This window comes from Pseudoalteromonas sp. SR43-7 (genome assembly GCF_014163785.1).
In the GTDB taxonomy this organism is placed as follows: Bacteria; Pseudomonadota; Gammaproteobacteria; order Enterobacterales; family Alteromonadaceae; genus Pseudoalteromonas; species Pseudoalteromonas distincta.
On sequence record NZ_JACJDY010000017.1, the window covers coordinates 58,701 to 81,915 of the forward strand.

General features: G+C 39.2%; 22 protein-coding genes. 14 read left to right on the forward strand and 8 right to left on the reverse strand.

What is annotated here, in order from left to right; genetic code table 11:
* Positions 1-89 precede the first annotated feature (89 nt).
* On the reverse strand, positions 90-941 hold the full coding sequence (locus H5087_RS13665; RefSeq protein ID WP_182672374.1) for an alpha/beta hydrolase: 852 nt from the start codon (positions 939-941) through the stop codon (positions 90-92).
* A gap of 412 nt (positions 942-1,353) precedes the next feature.
* Between H5087_RS13665 and H5087_RS13670 the strand changes: the two genes are divergently transcribed.
* The gene (locus H5087_RS13670; protein WP_182672375.1) at positions 1,354-2,643 is read left to right on the forward strand and encodes an alkaline phosphatase; all 1,290 of its coding nucleotides are present in this window, start codon (positions 1,354-1,356) and stop codon (positions 2,641-2,643) included.
* 98 nt (positions 2,644-2,741) lie between these two features.
* Here the strand turns inward: H5087_RS13670 and H5087_RS13675 are convergent, their stop codons facing one another.
* The 3 genes from H5087_RS13675 to H5087_RS13685 form a co-directional block, all read right to left on the reverse strand.
* Positions 2,742-3,071, reverse strand: coding sequence for a hypothetical protein (locus H5087_RS13675; RefSeq protein ID WP_182672376.1), 330 nt, complete (start codon positions 3,069-3,071; stop codon positions 2,742-2,744).
* 68 nt (positions 3,072-3,139) lie between these two features.
* Positions 3,140-3,841, reverse strand: coding sequence for a tRNA (adenosine(37)-N6)-threonylcarbamoyltransferase complex dimerization subunit type 1 TsaB (gene tsaB / locus H5087_RS13680; protein ID WP_182672377.1), 702 nt, complete (start codon positions 3,839-3,841; stop codon positions 3,140-3,142).
* Between the two features lie 9 nt (positions 3,842-3,850).
* Positions 3,851-5,767 (reverse strand): ATP-dependent DNA helicase, encoded by a 1,917-nt coding sequence (locus H5087_RS13685; protein WP_182672378.1) that lies wholly within the window; start codon positions 5,765-5,767, stop codon positions 3,851-3,853.
* A 330-nt stretch (positions 5,768-6,097) separates the two neighbouring features.
* Between H5087_RS13685 and H5087_RS13690 the strand changes: the two genes are divergently transcribed.
* On the forward strand, positions 6,098-7,381 hold the full coding sequence (locus tag H5087_RS13690) for a sodium:proton antiporter (RefSeq protein WP_182672379.1): 1,284 nt from the start codon (positions 6,098-6,100) through the stop codon (positions 7,379-7,381).
* Between the two features lie 283 nt (positions 7,382-7,664).
* Complete coding sequence (locus tag H5087_RS13695; RefSeq protein ID WP_182672397.1) at positions 7,665-9,518, forward strand: cytochrome c/FTR1 family iron permease; 1,854 nt, start codon at positions 7,665-7,667, stop codon at positions 9,516-9,518.
* A 114-nt stretch (positions 9,519-9,632) separates the two neighbouring features.
* Here the strand turns inward: H5087_RS13695 and H5087_RS13700 are convergent, their stop codons facing one another.
* Positions 9,633-9,869, reverse strand: a complete 237-nt coding sequence (locus tag H5087_RS13700) for a hypothetical protein (protein ID WP_002960256.1) — start codon at positions 9,867-9,869, stop codon at positions 9,633-9,635.
* Between the two features lie 419 nt (positions 9,870-10,288).
* Between H5087_RS13700 and hisG the strand changes: the two genes are divergently transcribed.
* The 10 genes from hisG to H5087_RS13750 all read left to right on the forward strand — a co-directional run bounded on the left by hisG (position 10,289) and on the right by H5087_RS13750 (position 18,202).
* The gene (gene hisG, locus H5087_RS13705; protein ID WP_002960257.1) at positions 10,289-11,188 is read left to right on the forward strand and encodes an ATP phosphoribosyltransferase; all 900 of its coding nucleotides are present in this window, start codon (positions 10,289-10,291) and stop codon (positions 11,186-11,188) included.
* Positions 11,189-11,193: 5 nt separating this feature from the next.
* On the forward strand, positions 11,194-12,495 hold the full coding sequence (hisD, locus tag H5087_RS13710) for a histidinol dehydrogenase (RefSeq protein ID WP_182672380.1): 1,302 nt from the start codon (positions 11,194-11,196) through the stop codon (positions 12,493-12,495).
* The gene (gene hisC / locus H5087_RS13715) at positions 12,485-13,594 is read left to right on the forward strand and encodes a histidinol-phosphate transaminase (RefSeq protein WP_182672381.1); all 1,110 of its coding nucleotides are present in this window, start codon (positions 12,485-12,487) and stop codon (positions 13,592-13,594) included. The genes hisD and hisC overlap by 11 nt, the downstream gene beginning before the upstream one ends.
* The gene (gene hisB / locus H5087_RS13720) at positions 13,591-14,652 is read left to right on the forward strand and encodes a bifunctional histidinol-phosphatase/imidazoleglycerol-phosphate dehydratase HisB (RefSeq protein WP_008138596.1); all 1,062 of its coding nucleotides are present in this window, start codon (positions 13,591-13,593) and stop codon (positions 14,650-14,652) included. Before hisC ends, hisB begins: the two co-directional genes overlap by 4 nt.
* A complete protein-coding gene (gene hisH, locus H5087_RS13725) occupies positions 14,649-15,239 on the forward strand; it encodes an imidazole glycerol phosphate synthase subunit HisH (RefSeq protein WP_002960265.1) in 591 nt (196 codons plus the stop codon). The genes hisB and hisH overlap by 4 nt, the downstream gene beginning before the upstream one ends.
* Before the next feature lie 33 nt (positions 15,240-15,272).
* A complete protein-coding gene (locus H5087_RS13730) occupies positions 15,273-16,007 on the forward strand; it encodes a 1-(5-phosphoribosyl)-5-[(5-phosphoribosylamino)methylideneamino] imidazole-4-carboxamide isomerase (protein WP_002960267.1) in 735 nt (244 codons plus the stop codon).
* On the forward strand, positions 15,989-16,768 hold the full coding sequence (gene hisF / locus H5087_RS13735) for an imidazole glycerol phosphate synthase subunit HisF (RefSeq protein ID WP_002960269.1): 780 nt from the start codon (positions 15,989-15,991) through the stop codon (positions 16,766-16,768). Before H5087_RS13730 ends, hisF begins: the two co-directional genes overlap by 19 nt.
* Complete coding sequence (gene hisIE / locus H5087_RS13740; protein ID WP_024594330.1) at positions 16,759-17,373, forward strand: bifunctional phosphoribosyl-AMP cyclohydrolase/phosphoribosyl-ATP diphosphatase HisIE; 615 nt, start codon at positions 16,759-16,761, stop codon at positions 17,371-17,373. The genes hisF and hisIE overlap by 10 nt, the downstream gene beginning before the upstream one ends.
* Positions 17,374-17,481: 108 nt before the next feature.
* Positions 17,482-18,012 (forward strand): hypothetical protein, encoded by a 531-nt coding sequence (locus H5087_RS13745; protein ID WP_039487696.1) that lies wholly within the window; start codon positions 17,482-17,484, stop codon positions 18,010-18,012.
* 1 nt (position 18,013) lies between these two features.
* Complete coding sequence (locus H5087_RS13750; protein ID WP_165723885.1) at positions 18,014-18,202, forward strand: DUF1289 domain-containing protein; 189 nt, start codon at positions 18,014-18,016, stop codon at positions 18,200-18,202.
* A 40-nt stretch (positions 18,203-18,242) separates the two neighbouring features.
* Here the strand turns inward: H5087_RS13750 and H5087_RS13755 are convergent, their stop codons facing one another.
* Positions 18,243-18,791, reverse strand: coding sequence for a gluconokinase (locus H5087_RS13755; RefSeq protein ID WP_182672382.1), 549 nt, complete (start codon positions 18,789-18,791; stop codon positions 18,243-18,245).
* 150 nt (positions 18,792-18,941) lie between these two features.
* On the opposite strand from H5087_RS13755, the gene gntU reads away from it, so the two are divergent.
* Positions 18,942-20,285: a gluconate transporter gene (gene gntU / locus H5087_RS13760; RefSeq protein ID WP_182672383.1), complete on the forward strand. Its 1,344-nt coding sequence runs from the start codon at positions 18,942-18,944 to the stop codon at positions 20,283-20,285.
* A 95-nt stretch (positions 20,286-20,380) separates the two neighbouring features.
* On the opposite strand, the gene gntR is transcribed toward gntU, so the two are convergent.
* Positions 20,381-21,391, reverse strand: coding sequence for a gluconate operon transcriptional repressor GntR (gene gntR, locus H5087_RS13765; protein ID WP_182672384.1), 1,011 nt, complete (start codon positions 21,389-21,391; stop codon positions 20,381-20,383).
* Between the two features lie 204 nt (positions 21,392-21,595).
* Positions 21,596-23,212, reverse strand: a complete 1,617-nt coding sequence (locus H5087_RS13770) for a M56 family metallopeptidase (RefSeq protein WP_182672385.1) — start codon at positions 23,210-23,212, stop codon at positions 21,596-21,598.
* Between the last annotated feature and the right edge of the window lie 3 nt (positions 23,213-23,215).

The following is a 23,215-nucleotide window of genomic DNA, read 5'->3' on the forward strand; positions in this document are numbered from 1 at the left end:
TTTATTAACCTTAATCTAAGTAAGGCGCTTTAACAATTGAGCAAATACTCTAATGGAGGAATAATCCCACATTTTACGTAAACTTACAATTAACATGCACCATTTTGCAGCATAAAGTCTTGAATATGCTTAAAACATAGTTCACTACTTTGCATATGACAGTGGTGCCCACCATCTACATTAATTACCTTTAAGCTATTGTAATAACTAATATACTTTGCCAGATTTTGTTTTACAAACGAATAACCTTCGTTACCTAAAATTAATTGACACGGTGCAATTAAATCTTTTATTGCACCAATACATTGCGCCTCATCAAACCTAAAACCTGAGTGATTTTTAAGCTTTGGATCAGTTGTTAATGTATAACCATCTAAAACCGATTTTATATTTCGCTGCATTAAAAGAGCAATAAGCTCACTATTCAAATCGGTTGTTTGAGCACGTGCTTCATAAATAAGCTCTTTCGATTTATAAACTCTCTGCTTCTTATTTTTTAAACGCGCTCTATTTAATACTGCACTTTTTAGCTGTTCACATACGCTTTCGCTAGGAGTTGTAACACACCCAATCCCCTCAATAAAGGTAACAGATTTTACATAATCACCAAAGCAACTAGCAAAAATCCCTGCAACCATGGCTCCCATCGAATGCCCAACTAAATGAACTTTTTTAACACCAAGCGCATTAATAAGTTGGTACACATCATCAATATAATCAACAAAATAATAATGTGCATCATCACTTCGCCAAGATGATAAACCATGCCCGACAAAATCAATACAGTACCAAGTGTGCTTTGGCTTAGCTTTACTTAACATTGGTATAAAACTGTGGCAGTTATCTAACCAACCATGCAACGCTATTACTATTTCATCCCCAGAACCTACTTTTAAGCCATGAATATTCAAGTTATTGGTTTCAATATTAAATGGCTGCACGGCAAGTCCTTTATTAATTTAGAGCATCATTGTTTATAGCATACAAGTTGTCAGACCACTAACCGAGAAAATGGTGCAAAATTCGCTATTTAATTATCTTGATGATCTAAAGAAAGCAAAAAATATAAAATAAAATTTAAACAATATCATAAGTTTAATTACAAAAAAAAATAAGCTGATCTTTTTAAATATGTTTGCTTTGTATACCTTTTGAACAATTAAAAGGTGATAGCATTATATGTAGTTAAGCTATAACCAGTATAATTTAAATAAATAGAACTAACAGCGTTAACTACAATTCTATTCATATAACCCTAAATTATAAATATCTTAGATATTCATTTATTTATCATACTATCTGTATACAATATCAGCGGCTATTAAATAAGGTACACTCATAAGGTACACAACCATGAAAAAACAGATCAGCTTATTAGCGCTTTTATGCACCGCTTCTGGTGCTTACGCAGAATCAGCACCTAAAAATGTAATTTATATGATTGGTGACGGCATGGGTCCGGCTTACACCACGGCTTATCGCTATTTTAAAGACGACCCTGCAACAAAAGAAGTAGAAGGCACGGTTTTTGACACTATTTTAAAGGGTATGGCTCGTACCTACCCTGATGACCATACTTATGTGACAGACAGCGCAGCAGGTGCTACTGCACTTAGTAGCGGTCATAAAAGTTACAATGGCGCAATTGCAGTAGATACAGACAAAAAATCAGTTAAAACCATGCTTGAAATAGCAAAAGAGCGCGGTATGACAACAGCGCTTGTAGCAACTTCACAAATTAACCACGCAACTCCAGCAAGTTTTGCGGCGCATAATGAATCACGTAATAATTATAATGATATTGCCAATGATTACATCGACAATAAAATTGCGGGTAAATTACCGGTTGATTTAATGCTTGGTGGCGGTACTAAATACTTTATTCGTGATGACCGTAATTTAGTTGATGAATTTAAAGCCGCTGGTTATCAATATGGCGACGACATTAAAAACCTAGGGCAAATTACACAAATACCTGCAATTGGTTTATACGCACCTAAAGGCTTACCTTTTGCATTAGATGAAAACCCAACTCGTCTTACTCAGTTAACGTCTAAAGCACTTGGTTTATTAGATAATCAAAACAAAGAAGGCTTTTTTGTGATGATTGAGGGCAGCCAAATTGATTGGTGTGGTCACTCTAACGATATTGCCTGTGCAATGGCTGAGATGGATGATTTTGCTAAATCAATCGAAAAAGCAAAAGCCTATGTTGATAAAAACAAAGATACTATTTTAGTCATTACTGCAGATCACTCTACAGGAGGTTTAACCCTTGGCGCACATGGTCAGTACAAATGGGAAACTGATGTAGTAAAAGGTGTTAAAGCAACTGCTGGTAAACTAACTCAACTTTTACTAGATTCTGATGATTTAAAACCAGTATGGACTGCTAACACCAATATTGAATTTACAACTGAAAACCAAATAAAACTTGAGCAAGCTAAAAAAATGGGTGAAAAAGCGCTTAATTTAGCTGTTAAAAGCATTATTAGCGATGCAAGCTTTACTGGCTGGACAACCGGCGGACACACCGCTGTAGACGTGCAGGTATTTGCTTATGGTAAAGGCAGTGAACAATTTATTGGATCGCAAAACAATACCGATATTGCTGATAAACTAATCGGCTTTATTAAAAAATAAAAATTGCATTTAATTTTGAATGACAAAAAGCCCGAACACATGTTCGGGCTTTTTATTAAATCTTATAGCTATATTCAAGTAAAGCGCGGTAATGCACTTCAAGCGTATATATCAACGCCTATTAAATTTTGTACTTCTGCTCTGCGTTCTAAATTAGCAAATTCAGTATAAGTAGAAATCGCTTTGCTTACTTGAGCTGTCGGTTGGTCGTAAATTGTTTGGCTGTATTCATTGCTTTTAGCACTGCTTTTAAACAGCTGATTAGCCAGTTCAACACCCTCGACACTGCTTTTTACATAATCGGTATTCGTTTTTTTAGCAGCCGGTTGGTCTAATAAGCCCTGTGGTTTATTAGTAACAACTTTGGTAGAGCTAACCCTACCCGGAATATCTCCGGTAAAAAAACCTGAACCAATAGGCAGCGTCATTACGCGTCTCCAACCTTAATAATGCACAAAATTATGATTTAAAAACAACCAATTTGCAAATAATATGATTACTCACGTCCTGGTAGCTTTTTCCACGTTACCGTATCGCGCACATATTTAGGTTGAGCGTCACTCGCTTTTACAACGTCACCCGCTAAAAACGCGGCTTCAACATGCGCTAACATATAACGTGCATCAGGCAATGTAATATCAGTATTAATTGTCACGTTTTCAAAGTCATTAAGCGCATCAGGATAGGTTTTAAAACCTGTGCCCACTGCTACAGATGGCTCAGTGGTTGCTATATACTCATTGTTTAGTAAATCAGGTTTTATAACGCATTCTTGGTTAACTAAAAGCATTAGATTATTTTGCGCTTGGTAATGTGCAAAGTATATCTCACCCATACGCGCATCTATACTTGGATAAACACTCAGGCTGCCATTTTGTTCAAACGTTTGTTGAGCCATAGTTGCCAGTGTAGACACACCAACAAGCGGCAAATTAGTTGAATACGCTAAACCTTGCGCTATAGCAACACTAATACGTACACCGGTGAAACTACCTGGCCCTTGGCCAAAACCAATTACGTCTAAATCTTTTAATTTACAGTTTGCTTTAGTTAACAGTTCATCCACAAGTGGAAGTATTTTTTGGCTGTGCTGCTGCGGACACTCTTCAAAATGATGAAACGTTTGGCCCTGGTAATGTAAAACAATTGAAAGTGCTTCAGTTGAAGCATCAAGGGCAAGGATATTACTTTTGATCATTTTAGTACTCTAATTAATTTGTTTTAAAAATGTATTGGCATCTTCTAAGCTTCGCGTGCGGCGCATCGGTGGTAAGCTTTTCAAAAATACTTGGCCATATTGGCGTGTAACTAAGCGATTATCGCATATTACAAGTACGCCTTTGTCTTTACTATCTCGAATTAAACGCCCTACACCTTGCTTTAGCGCAATAACAGCCTGCGGTAATTGTATGTGTGAAAAAGGGTCTTTTCCCTGCATTTGGCAATCTTGCATTTTAGCTTGTAGCAATGGATCGTCAGGGGCTGCAAATGGCAATTTGTCTATAATAACACAGCTTAATGTACTGCCGCGTACATCAACACCTTCCCAAAAAGAAGCCGTGCCGAGTAATACCGCATTACCATGGCGAGTAAATTTCTCTAAAATTATACGCTTAGACATTTGCCCTTGCATATAAACTGGGTAGTCTATTTGTGTAGTTAGCCCTTCGGCCACTAAGTGCATCATTCGATAGCTAGTAAATAACACAAAACAACGCCCTTGTGCTGATTTTATAAGCTCAAGCGTTAGTTTTACAATTGCATGTGGCATATTATCAGCGTGCGATTCGGGTAAGTAGCGAGGTAAACACAGCAGCGCCTGATTAGGGTAATCAAATGGGCTATCTACCATCATACTTTGTTTTGGTTTCAAACCTAGGCTTGCATTAAAATGCTCTAGTTTGTTATCAACCGAAAGTGTGGCAGAAGTGAATACAAATCCTGCGCCCGTGTCTTGCATCATTTGAGCAAACTTAGCTGATACATTCAATGGCGTTATATTAATTGTTAAATAACGGCGCGTTGTTTCATACCAATAACTAAAGCCGGTTTGGGCTGTATCAAAAACCCGCTCTAACTGCCCTTTAAACGCAAGTGCACGTTCAAATGGATGCTCAATTTTGTCGCTTCTATCTAGGCAAAGTTTAAGTACTTGGTAAACAAAATCTAAATCACTGATCACACGATGGAGCGCCGCGCAAATTTGTTTATCGCTTAGTTTTTCTCGCCAATCGCCACGGCTGCCATCAACACCAAATTGTAAACGTAAATCAGCAACGCTTGTCTCAAGCTTGTTTAAGCTTTTACCAAGTTGCAGCATATCGGGTATTTCAGCTCTATAAATAGCACGTAAATCATTAATTAAATCTACCAACTTTTTAGTGCTAACACTTTCACCAAAGTAATCGCTGGCAATTTCGCTTAACTGATGGGCTTCATCAAATATGTAAGCATCTGCTTTTGGCATAAGTTCAGCAAAGCCACTTTCTTTTACAGCCATATCAGCAAAAAACAAATGGTGATTAATTACAACCACATCGGCATCGGCCGCAGTTAAACGTGCTTTGCGTATATAACAGCTTTGAAAATCTGGACAGTCTTTACCTAAACAATTATCGGCTGTTGAATTTACATAAGGCAGTACTTTGGCATCATCTTCTATACCTATACAATCAGCCAAATCGCCCGATTGTGTTTCGCTTGCAAACTTAGCTACCATAGCTAGTTGATGCATTACGTCAGAGTCGTCAGTAGGTACATGTGCAACATGTTGATTAAGTCGGTAGGTGCATAGGTAATTGGCGCGCCCTTTTAATAAGGCGGTTTTTTTTGAAGCACTTAAAGCTTTAACTAGTTGCGGTAAATCTCGGTGATAAAGCTGCTCTTGTAGAGCTTTAGAACCTGTTGATATTATCGTGCGCCCTTTTGACTTAAGTGCAGGGGCTAAATATGCAAATGTTTTACCCGTACCCGTGCCTGCTTCAACAACTAATTGCGAACTGTTTTTTAATGCATCCGCAACAGCTACTGCCATATCAATTTGTGGTTGGCGAGGCGTATACCCATCTAAAGATAACGCTAAAGGCCCGGTTGCACTAAACAGCTGTTTGATAATACCAATCACTTTAAAATAAATAATAGCGGGATTTTACGTAAGCAAAGCATTAAGGGCAAGTAATTACAAAACCCACTTTTACTTTACGAATTAATACGCACTTTAATAGTGAGATTAATCATTCGATTTTACAATACACTGTGTATTTATAACGTACATTTAATTTAATAATGACAATATTTACAAAGCCTAATTTTCTATTAACTCTTACTAAAAACAATCCGTATTAAAAGCTATATTTAGGCATAAAAACTGTGACTCTGAAATATTACAGGAGTACCATACGCGGGTTTATACTCCCCTTTTTCGTTTGTCGTTAAAAAATAGTAAGGTTAGCCAATGAATGCTTGGTATCTCATTTGTTTTCTCTCTGCCATTGCAATTTTTATTGCTTTTGCAAACCAATATATCCTCAAAATGCAAACTACAATTGCCATTACTACAGGCTCAGTTGTTATTTCTTTATTATTGATTATTGCCGTTAAATTATTAGGCGATCAAAATGCGTTAGCCATGACCCAAATTGTTTCCAGTATTAACTTTAACGAGTTATTACTCAAAGGTATGCTCGGATTTTTACTTTATGCTGGCGCATTGGAAATTAACCTTATGGCGCTTCGTAAACAGCGCTGGGAAATAACCGCACTAGTGCTATTTTCTACTATTGCTTCCACTTTTATAGTTGGTTATTTAAGTTTTTATCTATTTGCCTTATTTGGCTTTGATGTACCGTTTATATACTGTTTATTATTTGGCGCGCTTATTAGCCCAACCGACCCTATTGCTGTACTTGCTATTATTAAACAAATGCGAGCGCCAGAAGGAATCTCAGTTCAAGTAGAAGGTGAGTCGCTATTTAACGACGGTATTGGTTTAGTAATATTTACGACCATTTTTTCGGTTGCTTTTTATGGCACCGATGCACAATTTGGCGATATAGCAGAACTCTTTTTTGTAGACGCCCTAGGCGGCATTGCGTTTGGTTTGGTTATCGCTTTGGTTGGCCACTTTTTAATTATTAACAGCCGCGATGTAAACATTCGCTTATTGATAACCTTAACTATTCCTACCGCAGGTTTTGCTGCTGCAAATATTTGGGAAATATCAGGCGCACTTGCCATGGTAACGAGCGGCATATTAATGGGTAACATTACTCGTACTAAAGCAACTGAGCGCACGGGGCCTGAAGACACTCGTTACGTAAAAGATTTTTGGCATGCAACCGATAGCTTTTTAAATGCCCTACTGTTTTTAATAATAGGTATGCTAATAGTGACGATGCCAATCACGCTTGGTGAAATTGGCTTAGGCTTACTAATGGTACCTGCAGTATTACTAGCACGCTTTATTAGTGTAGGCGCACCCTTTGTTATCTTTAAACGCTTTAGAAGTTACGATAAACATAGTGTTAAAATTTTAACCTGGGGTGGGCTACGCGGTGGTCTTGCACTGGCAATGGCGGCAGCAATCCCACGCGAGCAAGTTTTTATAGGCGGCTCTGACCTACATAACCTAATCGTTATTGTTACCTACGTTGTGGTTATATTTTCTATTATTGTACAAGGCTTAACTATTTCGCCGCTTATTCAAAGCAGCATTAAGTCAGCTGAGCAAGCAAAGTAATAAATGCTTTGTGAGCAATCAACTCAGTAACCAAGTTATTATATAAATCACTTGGTTACTGTTACTCACGTGTTACAAAAACACTTTAAAGTTCTATAAATTGTTATCCTTTTTATTTATCTTCTTTGTTTAAATTAATCCGCTTGAAATGCAAATGAAAACAATTATAATTTTGGCTTTTCCTCTGTAGGGCTTTTCAATGTCCAAAAATAATTCTCACGTGTTTTTAAATTTGGTATCTCTGGGCAAACGACAATTTCATTGTTTTTTTGTGCTTTTTATAATGGCTATGGCAAGCTTTAATGTGTCGGCCTCACCTAATGAGCAAACAAAAATAAAACAAATTGCACAGCTTGCAGAGTATGTAGGTGTAGATTACGTGGCAGCTGTTGGAAATGGTGAAATACTAGACCCCGACGAATATCAAGAAATGACTGAATTTTCGCACGTTATTATTGAGCAAGCTGGACAGCTATCAAGCCAAACCAATGAGTTTGATACAGTAAAGGCACAAGCTAAAGCACTGCATACAGCGATTGCCAATAAAGCGAGTGTTGCCGATGTACGTGCAGCAAGCTCAGCGCTTCGTGAGTCGCTGCTTACCTTTATGCCACAACTATCGTTACCTACATCGCTGCTTCCGGTTGAGCAAACTAAAGCGCTTTTTGCTACTAACTGCTCAATGTGTCACGGCCCTAGTGGTCAAGGCGACGGTCCGCTTGCAAAAAATTTATCACCAGAACCTACCAACTTTACCGATGAAGAACGCGCAACAAACCGCTCATTAATGGGGTTATTTGACGCTGTAAGTAACGGCATTGACGACACACCTATGGTTGCTTTTACCCAATTTAATGAACAACAACGATGGTCTTTAGCTTTCTATGTAGGTAGCTTGGCATTTAAAGATGTTCAAAAACCACAAAATGTAGAACAAAACATTACCGCTTCGCAGATTGTAAACCTAAACCCTGCACAATTATCGGCAGGTCAAAGTGAAGCACAAGCACATTACGTTAAATGGCTTCGTGGTAATCCAGAGCTATTATTTAGCGCTAACAAAAATCCGATAACAGTTACTCGAACGCAGTTACTTGCAGCGCAAGCTGCGCATGCTAAAGGCAATTACTCACAAGCAAGTGATTTAGCAATTAGCGCATACTTAGATGGCTTTGAGCTTGTTGAAAACAACTTAAATGCCTACGACGAAACACTGCGTAAAAACATCGAAGTACAACTGATGAACCTGCGCCAAACATTCAAAAACGAAAAAGATACAGCCGTCGTTGCCGAAAAAGTAAATGCCGCACTAACACAACTCGCTAAAGCAGATAGCATGCTAAACGAAACCAAGCTAACTGATGGCGCTCTACTTTCTGCTAGTTTAATAATATTACTGCGAGAAGGCTTAGAGGCACTCTTAGTTATTATTGCCCTTATGACTGTGCTTATTAAAACGAAACGTCAAGATGCGCTTAAATACGTACATGTTGGCTGGGTAACAGCACTTATTGCCGGTGGCTTAACATGGGCTGCTGCGCAAACATTAATAGAAATAAGTGGTGCAAGTCGCGAAGTTATGGAAGGTGCTGGTGCATTGTTTGCCGCTGTAATCTTACTGTATGTTGGCGTATGGATGCACAGTAAAACAAGTGCGCAACAATGGCAAAAATATATAAAAGACAATATAGATAAGCGTCTTGAGTCGGGAACACTTTGGGGATTAGCGGGGCTTTCTTTTATTGCCGTGTACCGAGAAGTATTCGAAACCGTATTGTTTTATCAGTCTTTATTAACGCAAAGCTCGCCTGCTCAATATTCATCTATTGCATCGGGTTTTGCGATAGCTGTAGCAATACTGGCTATTATTACGTGGGTATTAATTAAGTACTCAATTAAATTACCGGTTGCTAAGTTTTTTGCAATTACCACTTACCTATTATTCGCACTCTCGTTTGTGCTTATGGGCAAAGCCGTTATTGCATTACAAGAGGCCGATATAATAGGTATTGCCCCGCTACCAATGAGCTTTGAAATAGCATGGCTTGGTATTAAGTCAACATGGCAAGGTATTGTAGCTCAGGTATGCGTGTTCGCTATATTTAGCTTTTATATATTTAAAAGCAAAAACCAATAGTAATGCCTATCTGCTTAAGAGTTTAAGCTAATTGGCATAAGCAAAATACATAGTAAAAAGGCCCGCAAGGGCCTTTTTAGTTAATTGCTTATGTATTTAGTAAAATTGGTATTATCAAGCCCATGTATCTAAATGGGGGTTTTCGTCATCATCTACGTTAGACTTTTTTTTACTATTTTGGTCGTCAAGCATATTGAGCTTTTTCTTTTTTTGTAACTCACGCCTTTTTTTATTCTCTAGCTCCACTTTTTCAGCGGCCGATCCACTTTGCACACCCGCAATATGAAAAGCACTTTTTGACTCAACTTCTAGCCTGGTTATTCTTCCTAAATAAGGAATCATGATATCCATACACACTTCCTTAGTTTACTGTTAAATTATCTAAACGCTTGGTTTGGCTAATAAACAAACAAATATATGCAAAAATTGCACTTCCCTTCTTAATATTATCGACAGTTATAAGATATGCTTTAATTAAGCTAAAAAAAACTTGCCATAATATCGCTGTTTATGTTTTTATGAATGCGAAATTTATTTAAACAGATAACAACTGAACGTTACTATAACAACGAGCAGTTACATAGGATAAAAAATGCGCTTAAACCTGACAACAGTACATCATCACCACCATTCACCGGAATAACCTGTCAGGTCTTTCGCTGAGAGGTTATTCCTAAAAGGAACCTCTGGCGATTCAAAAAACATTGATTCATTTTCGCCCTGAGGTTCCCCTCGGGGTTTTTAGTTTTTAAATTAAAGGAAAATGAATAATGAGTAACACAAATCGTCTACGTATCGCCATCCAAAAAGGCGGCCGCCTATCTAAAGATTGTCAAGATCTATTAAAACAGTTAGGTGTTAAACTTAACCTTCGTGAACAACGCTTAATTGCACACTCAACTAATATGCCAATTGACGTACTACGTGTGCGCGATGACGATATTCCTGGTTTAGTAATGGACGGTGTATGTGATTTAGGTATTGTTGGCGAAAACGTACTAGTAGAAGTTCAAGCAGAACGTGAACGCCAAGGTGTTCCAAGCGAAGTAAACAAACTTTCAAAACTAGATTTTGGTTACTGTCGTCTTGCACTTGCTTGGCCACAAGAGCTAGGCGCTCGCGATAAGAGCTGGTTTGAAGGCAAACGTATCGCAACTACCTACCCAGAAATTTTAACTCAGTGGTTAAAGCGCGAAGGCATCAACGCAAGTACAGTAATGCTTACTGGCTCTGTTGAAGTAGCACCACGTGCAGGTTTATCTGATGCAATTTGTGATTTAGTATCTACTGGCGCAACACTTGAAGCTAACGGCTTAATTCAAGGTGATACAATTTTAGAATCAAACGCATGTTTAATTCAAAATAAAGATCTGCAAGACGCTGACAAACTAGCACTAATCAATAAGCTTATGCCGCGCCTACGTGGTGTTAGACAAGCTAAAGAAAGCAAATACATCATGCTACACGCTCCAAAAAACAAGCTTGATGAAATTTGTGAAATCTTACCAGGTTCTGGTCAACCTACTCTACTTGCCCTTGCTGGTAACGAAGAGTACGTAGCACTTCACATGGTAAGCAGTGAAACATTATTTTGGGAAACAATGGAGCAGTTAAAAGCCCTAGGCGCTAACTCTATTTTAGTTATGCCAATTGAAAAAATGATGGAGTAAGTACCATGCTTCGTTGGAATGAGGAATCTTCACAAGTACAAGCAGCGGCGCTAATGCGCCCTGCAGTTTCTGTAAGCGCAAAGGTTGAAGCAATATGCAAAACAATTTTAGCTAATGTAAAAGAGCAAGGCGATGAGGCCTTACTTAGCATGGCCAAAGAGTTTGATAATAGAGCTAACCCACGTTTGCGCGTACCGCTAGATGAAATTAACGCATCTGAGCAAGCACTAAGTGCTGAGCTTAAATACGCAATTGACACCGCTTATGCAAATGTTAAACGTTTTCACGAAGCGCAGTTGCCAAAAGATATTAAATTATCAACCCAACCAGGCGTTGTATGTGAACTGAAATATCAAGCCATCGAAGCAGTCGGTATTTATGTACCCGGCGGCAGTGCTCCACTGCCATCCTCGGTTATTATGCAAGGTGTATTAGCACAGCTAAGCGGCGCAAAAACTGTTGTACTTGCTACACCAGTACAAGGTGATAAAGCCATTAACCCTGCTATTTTATATGCAGCTAAGTTATGTGGTATCACTACGTTAATAGAAAGTGGTGGCGCAGGCGCAATTGCAGCAATGGCGTATGGCACCGAATCGGTTCCTAAAGTGAACAAAATATTTGGCCCAGGTAATAGCTTTGTAACAATGGCTAAACAGCTCGTTGCGCAAACTATTCCAGGTATGGCAATTGATATGCCAGCAGGCCCATCTGAAGTATTAGTTATTGCAGATGAACGTGCAAATCCAGAATTTATAGCCGCCGATTTACTCTCGCAAGCAGAGCACGGCGCAGACTCGCAAGTTATTTTACTATGTAACAGCGAAAATATTATAGAACAAACTCAGCAGGCACTTACACGGCAACTAGCTAACTTAAGCCGAAAAGAGACAGCCGAAAAAGCGCTGGCTAACTCATCACTTATTTTAGTTGATTCAGTTGCACAAGCATTTGACGTATCAGCGCAGTACGGTCCAGAGCACCTAATTTTACAGTTAGCTGATTCAACGCCTTACCTAGATAAAGTTAAAAACGCAGGCTCAGTATTTGTAGGCGATTACACGCCAGAATCTGCAGGCGATTACGCATCGGGTACTAACCACGTGTTACCAACGTATGGCTACAGTGCAACGTACTCGAGCTTAAACTTGCTTGATTTTTTCCGTACATACACAGTGCAAACAATTACTAAAAGTGGTTTAACGCAGCTTTCAAAAGCAATTTTACCACTTGCAGATGCAGAAGGCCTTGATGCCCACGCTAATGCGGTTTCAATTCGTTTAGAGGCAATTAAAAATGAGCAATGAGAGCGCACAAGCGTCTAGCTTATTACCTAAGAATATTGCAGCCCTTGCTGCATACAGCTCTGCAAAAAGTGAAAAGCTAACCGGTACTACGTGGCTAAATGCTAACGAAAGCCCGTATGCTAAAAATCTTGAACTGAGTATTGAGGATTTAAATCGCTACCCCGACCCACAACCGCAACTGGTTATTGACCGTTTCGCCGCTTATACAGAACTTGAAAGCGAAAATGTATTAATGACGCGCGGCGCAGATGAAGGCATTGAGCTTTTAGTGCGCACATACTGTGAGCCAGCTAAAGATAGTATTGCGCTATTTTTACCAACCTACGGTATGTACAAAGTTACCGCCGATACACACAATGTTAGTATTAACGCGCTTACCCAAGAATTATTATTAAATGGCAGTGCTGACGAAATAGTTGCAGCTGTTGGCAGCTCAAAAATGGTATTTATTTGTAACCCAAATAATCCAACGGGCAGCCTAACACCACTTGATAAAGTAAAAGCGATTGCAACAGCACTTGCAGGTAAAGCATTAGTTATTGTTGATGAAGCCTATATAGAGTTTTGCCCAGAGCAAAGCGCGACTAAGCTTATTAATGAGTTTAGTAATGTAGTGGTTTTGCGTACGCTTTCTAAAGCCTTTGCGCTAGCAGGGCTCAGAACAGGCTTTACGCTTGCACAAGCAGCAACACTAGCGCCAATTCGTAAAGTCATTGCGCCGTATCCAGTATCTGGCGTTGTAGCAAGTATTGCAGCGCAAGCAATTGCACCCGATGCAATTACATCAATGCGCCGCCAAGTTACTATTTTAAATAGCTTAAAAGCTAAGTTGGTAGATTGGCTAAACGCCTCCCCTGCTGCATTAAAAATTCTCACTGGTGAAGGTAACTTTGTTACTTTAAAATTAGCCGATAAAAACTACTTTAAAATTGCACTTGAGCAAGGTTTGGTTATGCGCGCTTTTACACTATACGGTGAAGACGACTGGCTACGAATTTCAATTGGCAGTGAACAAGAACTTGAACAAGTAAAAATTTGGTTAGATGGCTTACAAACGCCGGCTACCGCAGCATCTTTAGCAGGAAACGAAGTATCATGAGTAACCCCTATTTATTTATAGACCGCGACGGCACTATTATTGAAGAGCCAATTACCGACAAACAGGTGGATAGCCTTGAAAAGCTAGCATTTTTACCTGGTGTTATTCCTGCGTTATTACAATTACAAGCCGCAGGTTACCGTTTAGTAATGGTGTCTAACCAAGATGGCTTAGGCACAGACAGCTTCCCGACTGCTGACTTTGATATAGCACAAGATAAAATGATGGACATAATGCAAAGCCAAGGCATTAGCTTTGACGAGGTATTAATTTGCCCACACTTTGACGAGCAAAATTGTGACTGCCGTAAACCTAAAACGGGCTTACTTACCGAGCTTATGCGCTCTGGCAAAGTAGACTTAGCGCGCTCTTTTGTTATTGGCGATCGCCAGACCGATATTGGCCTTGCTCAAAACTTATGTTGTGAAGGTATTTTATACGACGGCGATTGGAGTGCGATAGTGACAAAATTGACTACCGCAAACCGCGAAGGTCGTGTTACACGCAACACTAAAGAAACCCAAATTGATGTAGCCATAAACTTAGATCAAACTAAAAATGGCAGCATAGACACCGGACTTGGCTTTTTTGATCACATGCTTGATCAAATTCGCACCCACGCAAACATTGGTTTAAACATTAAAGCCAAAGGCGATTTACACATAGACGAGCACCACCTTGTTGAAGACATTGGTATTGCTCTTGGTGTCGCACTTAAACAAGCCCTTGGCACTAAATCGCAAATTGCACGCTATGGTTTTGCGCTCCCTATGGACGAGTGTAAAGCTGAAGCACAAATTGATTTATCGGGCCGTGCATCATTTGTATTAAACGCTAACTTTAGCCGCGAAAAAGCAGGCGACTTAGACGTGCAAATGGTTGAGCACTTTTTCAAAAGCTTAAGTGATAATGCCGCTATTAGCCTTATTTTATCAGTAAGCGACGGTAACTGTCATCACCAAGTAGAAGGCTTATTTAAAGCGTTTTCACGCGCACTTCGTATGGCCGTAGCACAAGACACGACCCAACAAACAGCCAGCTCTAAGGGATGTTTATGATTGCCATAATTAATACCGGTTGTGCCAATATAAATTCAGTGCGCTTTGCGTTTGAACGCTTAGGTCAAACGCCAACAGTAATTACTTCACCAGAGCAATTAGCGGGTTTTGAGCGCGCTATATTGCCAGGTGTAGGTCACGCGTCGGTTGCTATGAAACGCCTAGTAGATAACGGCTGGCAACAAGCTATAAATGAATACCAGCGCCCGCTTATGGGTATTTGTTTAGGTATGCAGTTACTGTGCGAAAGCACCGAAGAAGGTAACGTACAGTGCCTAGGTAAAATACCAGGGCAAGTAAAAGCGCTTGATGTAGGCAATTTAACGTCGCCGCATATGGGTTGGAATAACTTAAGCGTTAACAAAGAGCATGCATTAACTAAGGGGCTGACGCTTGATGAGCAAGTGTATTTTGTTCACAGCTTTGCGCACACCGTAAACGACGCCACACTAGTGAGCGGCGAATATGGTCAAACCTTTTCAGCCATTGTTGCTAAAGACAATTACGCAGGCATGCAATTTCACCCAGAGCGCAGCGCAAAAGTTGGCGCACGTTTATTACAAAATTTTGTTGATTGGCAGTTGTAAGCTGCCCATTAACTAACAAAAAAGAGATTATTTGTGATTATTCCAGCATTAGACGTTTTACAAAATCAAATTGTGCGCTTGTACCAAGGTAAATACGACACAGCACAGTTTTACCCTTTCGAACTTGGCGCGCGTTTAAAAGAATACGCCGACAGCGGCGCAGGTAAACTTCACCTTGTTGATTTAGAAGGTGCACGCGATCCAAGTAAAAAACAGTGGAAACATATTCAAGCTGCGACCAAAGCACTTAACGTACCGTACCAAGTGGGCGGGGGTATTCGCTCAGAGCAAGATGTAAGTGATTGGCTTAAAGCTGGTGCAAACCAAGTTGTTATTGGTTCAATGGCAGTAGAAAAACGCGAACAAGTAAAAGCCTGGATTGAGCAATTTGGCGCAGAGCATTTTGTAATTGCTCTTGATGTAAATAAAACAGCCACGGGCTGGGCACCAGCAACGCACGGGTGGTTAAGTGAATCTGAATTTGGTTTACTTGAGCTGGTAGATTTTTATGTAAGCTTAGGTGTTATTGATTTTTTATGTACGGACATCAGTAAAGACGGCACTATGACAGGTCCATCGTTTGAGCTTTACGAAGACCTAACTCGCCACAACAGCACAATCAAAGTGCAAGCTTCAGGTGGCGTAAGCTCACTAGATGACATTAAAAAGCTTAAAGAGCTTGGTGTGGGCGGCGTTATTTTAGGTAAATCATTGCTTGATGGCGCATTTAGCGTTGAGGAGGCACTGGCATGTTATCAAAACGCATAATTCCGTGTTTAGACGTTAAAGACGGCCAAGTAGTTAAAGGCGTTAAGTTTAAAGGCCATGAAATAGTTGGCGATATTTTAACAATGGCTAAAGCCTATAGCGAAGCTGGCGCCGATGAACTGGTTTTTTACGAAATCAGCGCAAGCGTTGAAAAACGCCTACTTGATGTGAATTGGGTAGAGAGCATTGCACGTAATATCGATATTCCATTTTGTGTAGCGGGCGGTATTAAATCAGTGGCTGATGCAGCGCGTGTACTTGAGCGCGGTGCTGATAAAATAAGCATTAACAGCCCTGCTATTGCGCGTCCTGAACTTATTAAAGAATTACACGATGAGTTTGGTAAGCAATGTGTTGTAGTCGGCATTGACAGCTTTTTTGATGAAATTACCGGCGAGTATTTAGTGTATCAATTAACCGGCGATCCTAATGCATCAAGCCGTACGCGCTATAAAACACAAGAATGGGTTAAACGCGTACAAGACCTAGGCGCAGGCGAAATTGTATTAAACTGTATGAACCAAGATGGCGTTCGTAACGGTTACGACAACGAGCAACTAAGTAAAATTCGCGAGCTGTGTGACATTCCTTTAATCGCCTCTGGCGGTGCGGGTAGTATGCAAGATTTTGTTGATGTATTTAAACAAAGCAAAGTAGATGGTGCATTAGCTGCCAGCGTTTTTCATAAAAATGTGATTAACATTGGCGAACTAAAACAATTTTTAACAGATAACCAAGTGGCAGCAAGATTATGCAAGTAACACAACAAAACCAAGCTCAAGTCGATTTCGCTAAAAGTGAAATGATCCCTGCTATTATTCAAGATGCCCGCTCTGGTGTTATTTTAATGCAAGGCTTTATGAACAGCGAAGCACTCGCTGTTACGCTTGATACCAATAAGGTAACATTTTACTCGCGTTCAAAATCGCGTTTATGGACTAAAGGCGAGTCATCAGAAAACTACTTAAACGTAGTATCTGTGCATACAGATTGTGACTACGATTCAATTTTAGTACTTGCCAACCCAGAAGGCCCAACGTGTCACTTAGGCACACAAAGCTGTTTTGGTGATGAAGCAAAACCAAGTTTAAGCTTTTTAGCACAGTTAGAAGATGTGATTGTTGCGCGTAAAAATGACGACCCTGAAAAAAGCTACACAGCGTCATTATTTGCAAAAGACTTAAGCCGTAGTTGTCAAAAAGTAGGTGAAGAAGGCGTTGAAGTTGCCCTTGCCGCTATGAAACACGATAACGATGAGCTAACAAACGAGTCTGCTGATTTAATTTATCACCTGACAGTATTACTACAACGCCAAGGCTTAGCCCTTGAAGATGTAGTTAAATGCTTGCAAGGTCGCCATAAATAGCATTAGTTGTAACTAACAAAGAGGCTCATATTTATATGGGCCTTTTTATTTTTACAGTAAATCACGTGTGATATAGTGCGTGGCTAAATTAATCGGTTACTGTGAACTATGAAAAACTATATTATTCCTTCTATTGTCGCGTTTATTTTAGCAGGCTGTACCAGCAAAACTAATCAGACTACAACAACCACTACTACAAAGAATCAGTCTGTAAAAACCACAGTAACACCCGATGAATGCAGCACCATAAATAACCTTATAAGCAGTTATGATTCTGGTTTTAATTCAATCAAAACAGATAAAGTAAATAACCAGTTTACTAATCAATGGCGTACTAATACTCATATAATTGGAGCAAACTGTACGGTTACTTTAAATAAGTCAGAGCAAGCAAGCTACCAATGCCAAACACCTGTTAAAACACAAACGCAAACAATAAAGTCTCATCAAAAACTGGCTAAGCAATTACGCCAATGCTTAACCAAAACAGGTTGGTTGGAAAGCCAAAAAGAAACAGCAAGTTCAATTTACAGCACCTTTGTACTTGATACTAAAACTCCAGTCATTACACTTGCTACTAATCAAGAAGGTATTGGGTTTTCTACTCGCTTTGAAATTGCACCACCGTTAGGACTTTAATATGCGCCAATTAAATCAAAACAAAAAACAATCTAAATTTAAAACTGATTGCCTAGGAATATGCGAAAGGCGCAGCGGTTACTGCACCGGGTGTGGGCGTACTAACGAAGAAATTTTTGATTGGATAATATTATCTGAAGATGAAAAAAAAGCGATATTAGAAACACCACGAGCAGACGCTAACTCATAACAAATAAAGCCCGTAAATGTTAAAAGTAACAGTTAATTGATTAACTAAAAACTTTTAACTTGTTGTGGCTATTCATTTTAGTTGCGCTAATACAGCTTTCGACTACTTGCTCAAATGAGTTATTAATATCTATATTTATAACATTGGGCTCATCTTCTTTTGGAACTTCTAGCGCTTCAAATTGGCTTTTGAGTAAATCAACAGGCATAAAATGTCCTTTTCTGTCCTGCATACGGCTTTTAACCAGCTCAAAATCACCAAAAAGATGTAAAAAGGTAATGCCTGTATTTCCATCACATATTTGTTCTCGGTATTTCTTTTTTAATGCTGAGCAGACTATTACCGCGACTTCATTTTTCTTTTCAATGCTAAATGCAGCATCACGTATTCTTTCGAGCCAAGGCACACGATCAGCATCATTTAAAGGCTGCCCAGATGACATTTTTAATATATTAACCTTGGGATGTAAGTCGTCTCCGTCGATAAATTTAGCGCCAATGCGCTTTGCTAATGCATCACCCACACTTGACTTTCCTGTGCTTGAAACCCCCATTACAATATAAATACGACCTACATTTGTGTTACTCATGTATTCACCCTCGCCTTAATTTAATAATTAATTATTTTCAATGTATATATTATATTGAGTTACGGGTAACATGTTACCCGTAACAAATACGAAAGTGAAGTTAAACACACACTAAACATCATAATTCACACTGAATATAAGTAGGGAAAAATGTCAGATTTATCATTAATACTAACAGCGGTAGGCTCCATATTTTTATTGCTTTTTTTAGTAATGAAAGTACGACTACATGCTGTCGTCTCTTTGATCCTTGTTTCTATGATTGCAGGATTACTCTCAGGAATGAGCCCAGAAATAATTGCCGCTACAATTCAAAAAGGAATGGCCGGAACACTAGGCTTTGTAGCGGTGGTGGTCGCTTTAGGCGCCATGTTTGGCAAAGTAATGGAAGAAACCGGCGCGCTGGATCGCATTGCCCACACACTTTTACACCGTTTTGGAGAAAAAAACGCTAATTGGGCGCTTACCTTTACGGGCTTTATTTGTGCCCTCCCCCTCTTTTTTGATGTGGCCGTTGTACTTTTAATCGGTATTGTTTTTGCTGTGGTACGAAAAGGCGGTGGCAGCGTTGTTAAAATTGGTATTGGGCTACTTGCGGGAATAGCATCTTGTCAGGCGTTTCTTATTCCTGCGCCAGGGCCGATTTTGGTTGCCTCTCAATTAGGCGCTGACTATGGTTATATGATTTTATTTGGCCTTATTGCTGCCATACCGGCAATGATTATAGGAGGTCCAATTTGGGGCTCTATTATTTCTAAATCTATTCATGTAGAACTCCCACAGCACGAACAAATCGATGATAACCAAAGAGTTGGTAAAGGGACGCCTAGTTTTGGATTAGCATTAGGTTTAATTGCTCTGCCGTTAATTATGATTAGTTTAAATACTATTGGTAGTCGCTTTGTTGAAAGAGACTCTGATTTATATAATTGGTTAGCCTTTATAGGACATCCATTTACAGCAATTTTAGTTGCCTGCCTAATGGCATTTTATTTGCTCGGTGCAAGGCGCGGTGTCCCGAATGCTAGAATCATGGAAATTTGTGGTAGTGCCTTACAACCTGCAGGAATTATTATTCTTGTCACTGGTGCCGGTGGGGTATTTAAACAAGTATTAGTTGATTCAGGAGTAGGTACTGCACTAGGTAATTACTTAGCTGGCTCAGGATTACCGATTGTAATACTCGCTTTTGTATTATCAGCCGCTGTGCGGGTTATTCAAGGCTCTGCGACAGTAGCTATGCTTACAGCGTGTGGCTTAATTATTCCAATGCTTCAGCCTTTAGGCCTTGATGGAGCGCAGCTTGCCGCTGTCACTATCGCTATTGGTGGGGGCTCTATTGTGCTCTCCCATGTAAACGACTCAGGATTTTGGTTAGCGAGTCGCTATCTCGGTTTGAGCGAAATGCAAACTCTTAAAACGTGGACGGTAATGGAAACTATTATTGGTACTGTTGGCGCACTTGTCGCTATGATTATTTCTCTGTTTTTGTAAAATTACAGTATGTAGAGTTATCATCACACATATAAAAATTACCTGAGCCTTTTGTTAATTAGGCTCAGGTAATTAGGCACAGGTAATTTAAGTATTTAAACACTCTCACCTAGATGAACTATATAACCAGAATCAATTACTTGCTTATAATTAATGCTAGTATCTAAATCGGAATTAATCCGGCTCAACAACTCTCTTCCCGCAACATTACCTATCTGATAACGAGGGGTGATCACACTTGCTAATTGAGGCACCATTGCCTGGCCAATATCATGGCCATGAAAACCCACAACCCCTATTTGGCTAGGCACTAAAATGTTGTTTCGCTGGCATTCAAAAATAGCCCCAATCGCTAAATCATCATTAGTACAAAACAAACAGTCAATATTTGGGTAGTCAGTACGCGCTTTTTGTAAAAGTTCAGCACCTAAACTATAAGATGAAGCTTGATCAGTCATCACACATTTAGGCGTAAAGCCTTTAGCTAACATAGCATCTGAATAACCTTGAAATTTTAGGCGTGTTCGTACATCGAGCCTTGCACCTATATAAACAATATTGCGATAGCCTTTATTTAAAAGTGCCGTCGTCATATCAAAAGCGGCTTTAACGTTATCAAAACCAATCGCTTGCTGCATAGGAGAGTGATGAGTATCCATTATTTCAATCACAGGTACGCCTGACGTTTCAATCATTTTTAGCGTTCTGTCTGTGTGTGTGGTTTCTGATAAAATTAAACCATCAACGTGATACGACAATAGATACTCAACCCGTTTTTCTTCAATTTCAGGGTTATAACCATAATGGGCTAACATTGTTTGATACCCTGCAGGCCCTGTTACATCTTCAATGCCTTTTATAACTTGAGCAAACACGTGATTCGTTAACGATGGGACTAGTACACCAATAGAGTAGCTTTTAGCATTAGAGAGTAAATCAGGGGCTTTATTTGCAATGTAACCTAGCGTATCAATAGCTGCACTAATTTTAGTGCGAGTAGACTCTGATACTTTTTCCGGATTACGTAAATAACGACTCACCGTCATTTTGGTTACACCAACCGCATCGGCAATATCTTGAAGAGAAGAACGTTTGTTTTTTTTCATCACACACAATTAAATAAAATGTTACTTGTAACATACCAACTATTGTGAAAAATCACTACTTTTAGCCATTTTTATTTAAGTTATCGCTAAGCGATTACCCAGAGATTTAAATAACCTAGACCTATTTTAATGAATAAACCTGTATTTGTACCAATAACATTAAACAGAGGCTCAGATACTCCGAGCCTCATCGTAATTAAAAACTTATAGCAATCTCAACAATTGCGAACCAGGTATGCCGCTTTGTGGTAATAACGCGGGGGTAACTGCAAATGCTTCTGGGATTTTACTTTTGATTTCATCCATCTTTTTACGGTTATTTTGTTTATCATAAACATAATATTTAAGGATATTTCCGTATACATCGTCTTTTGCATCAACCTGCTCTAAAGTTTTTAATGATTTATCGTAATCATTAAGGTAAATGTATGCCAGTGCTAAGTTATCAGCAGAGCCAACATGTAGCTTACCTTCAAGCTGTTTTGATAAATCTTCAAGCTCTGCAACAGCAAGCTCATAACGCCCTAGCTGTATATAGGCCGTTGCTAGTGAATTTTTTAAGAAGTAAGGTGGGTTACTGCCCGGCTCGTACCATTTTTCGTAAGCACTCAATATGTCTTCATATTGCTCAAGTTTAGAGTAAACGTGATTTAGCAGCCTAAAGCTTTGTAGTTTGATTTCAGCTTCTTCAAACCCCGTAAGTTTGTCTCTATTCAAGTGCCAATCTTGAATGCCTTGCGCAGCTTGGTTTAACAGTTCAGGGGTATCACTTTTTGCCCCAGCAGCACTTTTTAGAAGCTGTGCAAGTTGTTGATTATATTCTTCACTTTTAACAGGAGCCTGAGACGTATTATTACTTGGCTGCTTGTTATCTGAACTACCATCTACAATTTGCGCTGCAGCTAAAGCACTAAAAGACATTGCCGCCGCAACCATAACCAAATATTTACTTTTCATTGTTTTTTCCTTGTTTAACATTTTGATCCTCTGAATATTAAAGCTCTTTGAATGAGCAATATTCAAAAGTGGGGGGGTAAAAAAGTTAGGCGAGCTTTTAGCACTTTGCTCTTGTAGCAATAAACTGGCTAAATCCAATTGGTATTTACCTTTTAGCTTTTGCATACACAACTCATCACAGCTAAGTTCTAGTTGCTCTTTTGCTAAACCAGTTAACTTTAAGCAAATAGGATTCCACCAAAAAACGCTTTCTATAAAACAAATAAGCCACGTCCAATAAATATCGCCTTGTTGTAAATGAGTTACCTCGTGTTGAATGACTGAATCTAATTCTTCACGATTTACCATCGTCGACTCTAGCCAAATAACAGGCTTTATTAACCCGGTAGCAAAAGCAGGCTCTGTATGGGTTGTTAGTCTAATTGGATACTGATTGTTAATGTGTTTAAGTTCAGGACTTGGCTTTGAGTTAATGTATAAGTTTTTTATAAGCTTTACATAAAGGCTCATGCGTAATGAAAACAATCCAAAACCAGCTAAAACTAAAACCATAAAAACATTACTAAGTGATGGCAATAAGTCCCATATACCCATATCGCTTTGTAATTCGTCCTTAGTTGCTACTTGTTCAGCATTTGGTATTAATGCTTTAACATCGGGAATCAATTGCGCCACGTTGAATGTGTAACGATTTGCCCCTTCAAATAAGGATAACTGGGAAAAATATTGCCAAGGGACAAACCAACATGCCAAGGCAGTCATTAAAATGTAAAAGTTTAATCGTGCTGGGGCATTTTTTAGCCCTTTTACTGTAAGCAAAATACATAAGCTAATAAGTGTGCAAGTTAGTAAATAATCCGTCATTAC

Bases quoted from the DNA above. Each gene is read 5' to 3' on its own strand.
- H5087_RS13670 (WP_182672375.1), top strand. From the start codon at position 1,354: ATGAAAAAACAGATCAGCTTATTAGCGCTTTTATGCACCGCTTCTGGT.
- H5087_RS13675 (WP_182672376.1), bottom strand. From the start codon at position 3,071: ATGACGCTGCCTATTGGTTCAGGTTTTTTTACCGGAGATATTCCGGGT.
- tsaB (WP_182672377.1), bottom strand. From the start codon at position 3,841: ATGATCAAAAGTAATATCCTTGCCCTTGATGCTTCAACTGAAGCACTT.
- H5087_RS13690 (WP_182672379.1), top strand. From the start codon at position 6,098: ATGAATGCTTGGTATCTCATTTGTTTTCTCTCTGCCATTGCAATTTTT.
- H5087_RS13695 (WP_182672397.1), top strand. From the start codon at position 7,665: ATGGCTATGGCAAGCTTTAATGTGTCGGCCTCACCTAATGAGCAAACA.
- H5087_RS13700 (WP_002960256.1), bottom strand. From the start codon at position 9,869: ATGGATATCATGATTCCTTATTTAGGAAGAATAACCAGGCTAGAAGTT.
- hisG (WP_002960257.1), top strand. From the start codon at position 10,289: ATGAGTAACACAAATCGTCTACGTATCGCCATCCAAAAAGGCGGCCGC.
- hisD (WP_182672380.1), top strand. From the start codon at position 11,194: ATGCTTCGTTGGAATGAGGAATCTTCACAAGTACAAGCAGCGGCGCTA.
- hisC (WP_182672381.1), top strand. From the start codon at position 12,485: ATGAGCAATGAGAGCGCACAAGCGTCTAGCTTATTACCTAAGAATATT.
- hisB (WP_008138596.1), top strand. From the start codon at position 13,591: ATGAGTAACCCCTATTTATTTATAGACCGCGACGGCACTATTATTGAA.
- hisH (WP_002960265.1), top strand. From the start codon at position 14,649: ATGATTGCCATAATTAATACCGGTTGTGCCAATATAAATTCAGTGCGC.
- hisF (WP_002960269.1), top strand. From the start codon at position 15,989: ATGTTATCAAAACGCATAATTCCGTGTTTAGACGTTAAAGACGGCCAA.
- hisIE (WP_024594330.1), top strand. From the start codon at position 16,759: ATGCAAGTAACACAACAAAACCAAGCTCAAGTCGATTTCGCTAAAAGT.
- H5087_RS13745 (WP_039487696.1), top strand. From the start codon at position 17,482: ATGAAAAACTATATTATTCCTTCTATTGTCGCGTTTATTTTAGCAGGC.
- H5087_RS13750 (WP_165723885.1), top strand. From the start codon at position 18,014: ATGCGCCAATTAAATCAAAACAAAAAACAATCTAAATTTAAAACTGAT.
- H5087_RS13755 (WP_182672382.1), bottom strand. From the start codon at position 18,791: ATGAGTAACACAAATGTAGGTCGTATTTATATTGTAATGGGGGTTTCA.
- gntU (WP_182672383.1), top strand. From the start codon at position 18,942: ATGTCAGATTTATCATTAATACTAACAGCGGTAGGCTCCATATTTTTA.
- gntR (WP_182672384.1), bottom strand. From the start codon at position 21,391: ATGAAAAAAAACAAACGTTCTTCTCTTCAAGATATTGCCGATGCGGTT.
- H5087_RS13770 (WP_182672385.1), bottom strand. From the start codon at position 23,212: ATGACGGATTATTTACTAACTTGCACACTTATTAGCTTATGTATTTTG.